This window comes from Desulfitobacterium sp., assembly GCF_982384815.1.
Genome location: NZ_CEVWNY010000174.1, coordinates 1 through 3,372, shown reverse-complemented (window position 1 = coordinate 3,372; position 3,372 = coordinate 1). Strand labels below are relative to the sequence as shown.

4 protein-coding genes and 1 pseudogene are annotated in these 3,372 nt (G+C 44.7%); 1 reads left to right on the top strand and 4 read right to left on the bottom strand.

Annotated features, from left to right (window positions below; translation table 11 throughout):
• From AC1U9U_RS15740 to AC1U9U_RS15725, 4 genes and pseudogenes are all read right to left on the bottom strand, one after another.
• Positions 1-409, bottom strand: a pseudogene (locus tag AC1U9U_RS15740) (LutC/YkgG family protein); the annotation flags it as partial.
• On the bottom strand, positions 409-1,851 hold the full coding sequence (locus AC1U9U_RS15735) for a LutB/LldF family L-lactate oxidation iron-sulfur protein (RefSeq protein ID WP_479961497.1): 1,443 nt from the start codon (positions 1,849-1,851) through the stop codon (positions 409-411). The gene AC1U9U_RS15735 and the pseudogene AC1U9U_RS15740, both read right to left, overlap by 1 nt.
• 3 nt (positions 1,852-1,854) lie before the next feature.
• On the bottom strand, positions 1,855-2,577 hold the full coding sequence (locus AC1U9U_RS15730) for a (Fe-S)-binding protein (protein ID WP_479961496.1): 723 nt from the start codon (positions 2,575-2,577) through the stop codon (positions 1,855-1,857).
• A 125-nt stretch (positions 2,578-2,702) separates the two neighbouring features.
• A complete protein-coding gene (locus AC1U9U_RS15725; protein WP_479961495.1) occupies positions 2,703-2,873 on the bottom strand; it encodes a hypothetical protein in 171 nt (56 codons plus the stop codon).
• Between the two features lie 154 nt (positions 2,874-3,027).
• Here AC1U9U_RS15725 and AC1U9U_RS15720 point away from each other — a divergent pair, with 154 nt between their 5' ends.
• A complete protein-coding gene (locus AC1U9U_RS15720; protein ID WP_479961494.1) occupies positions 3,028-3,228 on the top strand; it encodes a hypothetical protein in 201 nt (66 codons plus the stop codon).
• Positions 3,229-3,372: the final 144 nt, after the last annotated feature.

Below are 3,372 nucleotides of genomic sequence, written 5' to 3'. Positions count from 1 at the left end.
TGCCAAAATCAGCACCGGTGATACCAAGCTCGGCCTTGTCGATGAAGGCGTGACGCTCCTCCCGATTGGTGGGAAGGTCACTATAAGTTCGGGCAGGCCAGCCTAACTCCTCAAGGCAAGCCCGGGCCATGGTAGGGAGCTCGCTCCAGATAATGATATTGTTGTCGGTCAACCACTGTGGTTTTTCGCCAAACCAATTTCTTAAGGCCTCCACTGCCTCAGTGGAAGTAGAGACTTTTGTCCCCTTTCCCCCCATTGCTTCGTACATTTTAAGAAATTTTTCGATCCGTTCTTCTTGAGTGTTTAAGCGATAGCGGGGAAAATCAAGTACCAAAGGCTCTACCGTTGTGGGAGTAGGGCGACCGAGCTTATTAGCGATATTTGCGATAAATTGTTGACGATCGCTCATTATTTATCACCTCGCTGTACTTGTTTAAGTTCCTTTTCCAGCTCAGGCCATTTATCCCTGAACATTTGTTTGGCAACCGGTGGCAAGGTCTTGCTCCGGGTCCAATTGCTAAGGGGCGGCGGTCCTCCGGTAATGCGGCCGTTGCGCATTAAGATAAATTGGAACCTGGATCCTAAGCGGACAAATTTACTAAGGGTTTTCGGATGAGAGAAGTAATAGCCATAGTATTTGAAGATCTTCTTCTCGACATTGGAAGTATAACCTCTTAAAACTTTGCGATCCCGATGTTTAACGATTAGGTCATGAAGAGGAATCCGCACCGGGCAAGCCTCGGAACAGGCTGCGCAGAGGGAGGAATAGTAGGGTAAATGTCCCCACTTTTCATAATCACGTTCCAATAAGGGGGTGATGACCACACCGATTGGTCCGGAATATACGGAACCATAGGCATGTCCACCCACTTGACGATAAACCGGGCAGACATTGAAGCAGGCTCCGCAGCGGATGCAGCGAAGAGAAGAACGGAAATCAATATCGCCGAGGATTTCGGAGCGATTATGGTCAAGAATGACGAGGTGCCATTCCTTTGGCCCATCCAAGTCTTCATCTTTTTTGGGGGGAGTAATCATAGTAGTATACACCGAGAGCCTTTGACCGGTTGCGCTGCGGGCAAGCAGATTAAGCACCACGCTAAGTTCCTTAAAGGAAGGAACAATCCGTTCCATTCCCATCATGGTTATTTGTACTTCGGGCATAGTACTGGTCATTCGACCATTACCTTCATTAGTGACCATCGTAATCGTCCCCGTATCCGCCACCGCAAAGTTACAACCGGTGATCCCAATCTTACAGGAAAGGAATTTTTCACGCATTTGCCCCCGCGCAAATTTAGTTAGGGTAGGGGTATCGGAGCTTAGGGGATGACCGGCGATCGGCTCGAATAGTTTGGCAATCTGATCCCGGGTTTTATGCATCGCCGGAACAATAATATGGGACGGTGGTTCGTTAGCGATCTGAATAATATACTCCGCAAGGTCTGTCTCGACAACTTCGATACCGTCCTTCTCTAGTACCGGGTTAAGATGAATTTCCTCGGTGATCATGGATTTAGACTTAATTACTGATTTAAAGCCGTGCTTTTTAAAGATATCCTGAACAATCTTGACCCCTTCTTCGGGGGTTTTCGCCAAATGGACAATGCCGCCGTTTTTCTCCACGTTTTCAATAAGCATATTTAGATAGTAATCGAGGTTTTCAACTACGTGATTACGTATCCGTTCCCCCACGTGGCGCCATTCTTCCCAGTTGCCTAATTCTTCGGTGATGGCTAGCTTATTGTTTCTTAATTTATCCGTGGCCCGGCGGGTTGCCATACGCAAAAAATCATCTTTGAGTGCCTTATCAAGGGCGGCATCTACATCATAGTGATTATCCAGTGACATACTTTACAACCCCTTTCCGAGCAATTGGATAACGTGCATGGCAGGAATAGAGCGTCCGTGTTTCTCCATATATCCGGATATGTTCATTAAGCAGCCCATGTCTAATCCCGTTAGGATATCGGCTCCGGACTCCAGAACATGATGGGCTTTTTCGGCTACCATAGCTTCGGAGATACGGGGCATTTTAACAGAAAATGTTCCGCCAAAGCCGCAGCAGAGATGGGCCTCCGGAAGTGGAACAATTTCCAAACCCTCGATATTTTTCAGTAGGGTCATGGGCTCCTCTCTTAATCCCAAGAGTCTGGTGGCATGGCAGGAAGGATGGTAAGTAACTTTAGCCTTATACTTGGCACCAAGATCGGGTGTTTTAAGAACATTAACAATGAATTGCGAGAACTCGTAGCTTTTGTCGATGAGGTCTTTAGCTTTTTGGCTATAGACCGGGTCATCCTTAAATAAGGCGGGATAATTATGATGGATCATACCAATACAGGAGCCACTGGGGCCTACCACCACTTCACTGTCTTCAAAAGCATCAATGAGTGCCCGAGCTACAGTGCGGGTGTCATCCATGTAACCGGAGTTAAAGGAGATCTGACCGCAACAAAATTGTCCTTCGGGAAAGTCTACGGTATGTCCTAAGCGAGTAAAAATCTTGGACATAGTCACCCCTAGATCCGGAAACATCGTGTCACCAAGACAGGTGATAAAAATCGAGATTTTCATGAAGCTACAGTCCCTTCATTTAGAAGCTTAGTTTTCTTTGTTTCAAGCTTTAGCTGACATTTCCTTTATTATGGCATGAATTATTTGGATTTATCCACTTCGTGGACATAGGAAGCTAGTTTCCTTTATCCCAACACAGGGACATTTGGTTCCTCATACCAAATACAGATCAAGTGAGCTTGCCCGGAGCTTTGGGTAACGTTTTTAATGATAACCCAGCTGTTATCCTCTAGCCACTGATTGACTTCCTTTTCCAGAAGATGAGGATCGGGTGAACAAAGGGATTTAATTTTCATTTTTTTCTCCTTTCTAATAGTATTAACTGCCGTTAATTCTTACTTAGTATTATATCAAATTGGCGGAAGTTGCCAAAGTAATTTCCAACACATTCTTTTGAAAAGAAGTATCTTTAGTTTTTAATAGGTAAAAATAATTGAGAGGTGATAATGGATGCCTAGAAAAGATGGAAATAAACCACAAAACGAAGATTTGAAGAAAATGGAGTTAACCCTAAAAAATATCCAAAAGAATGAGAAGTTTCTGGCAGAAAATGCTGAGGAGCTCTCACCTCATCAAATTAAAGATGTAAGAAAGCATCTGGATTCGAAAAAGAAGTCTTTAGCGGAAACCGAAGGAACAATTAAGTATTAAAGAGCGGGTAACCGCTCTTTTTTAGATGACAATAATAAAGAGGTATCCTTGCGGATACCTCTAAAGGGACTAATGTACGTTAGATGCGGCCACCGTTTTTAAGGCTTTGTTCCGCAAACTGAATCATGCGCTTGGTCATCATGC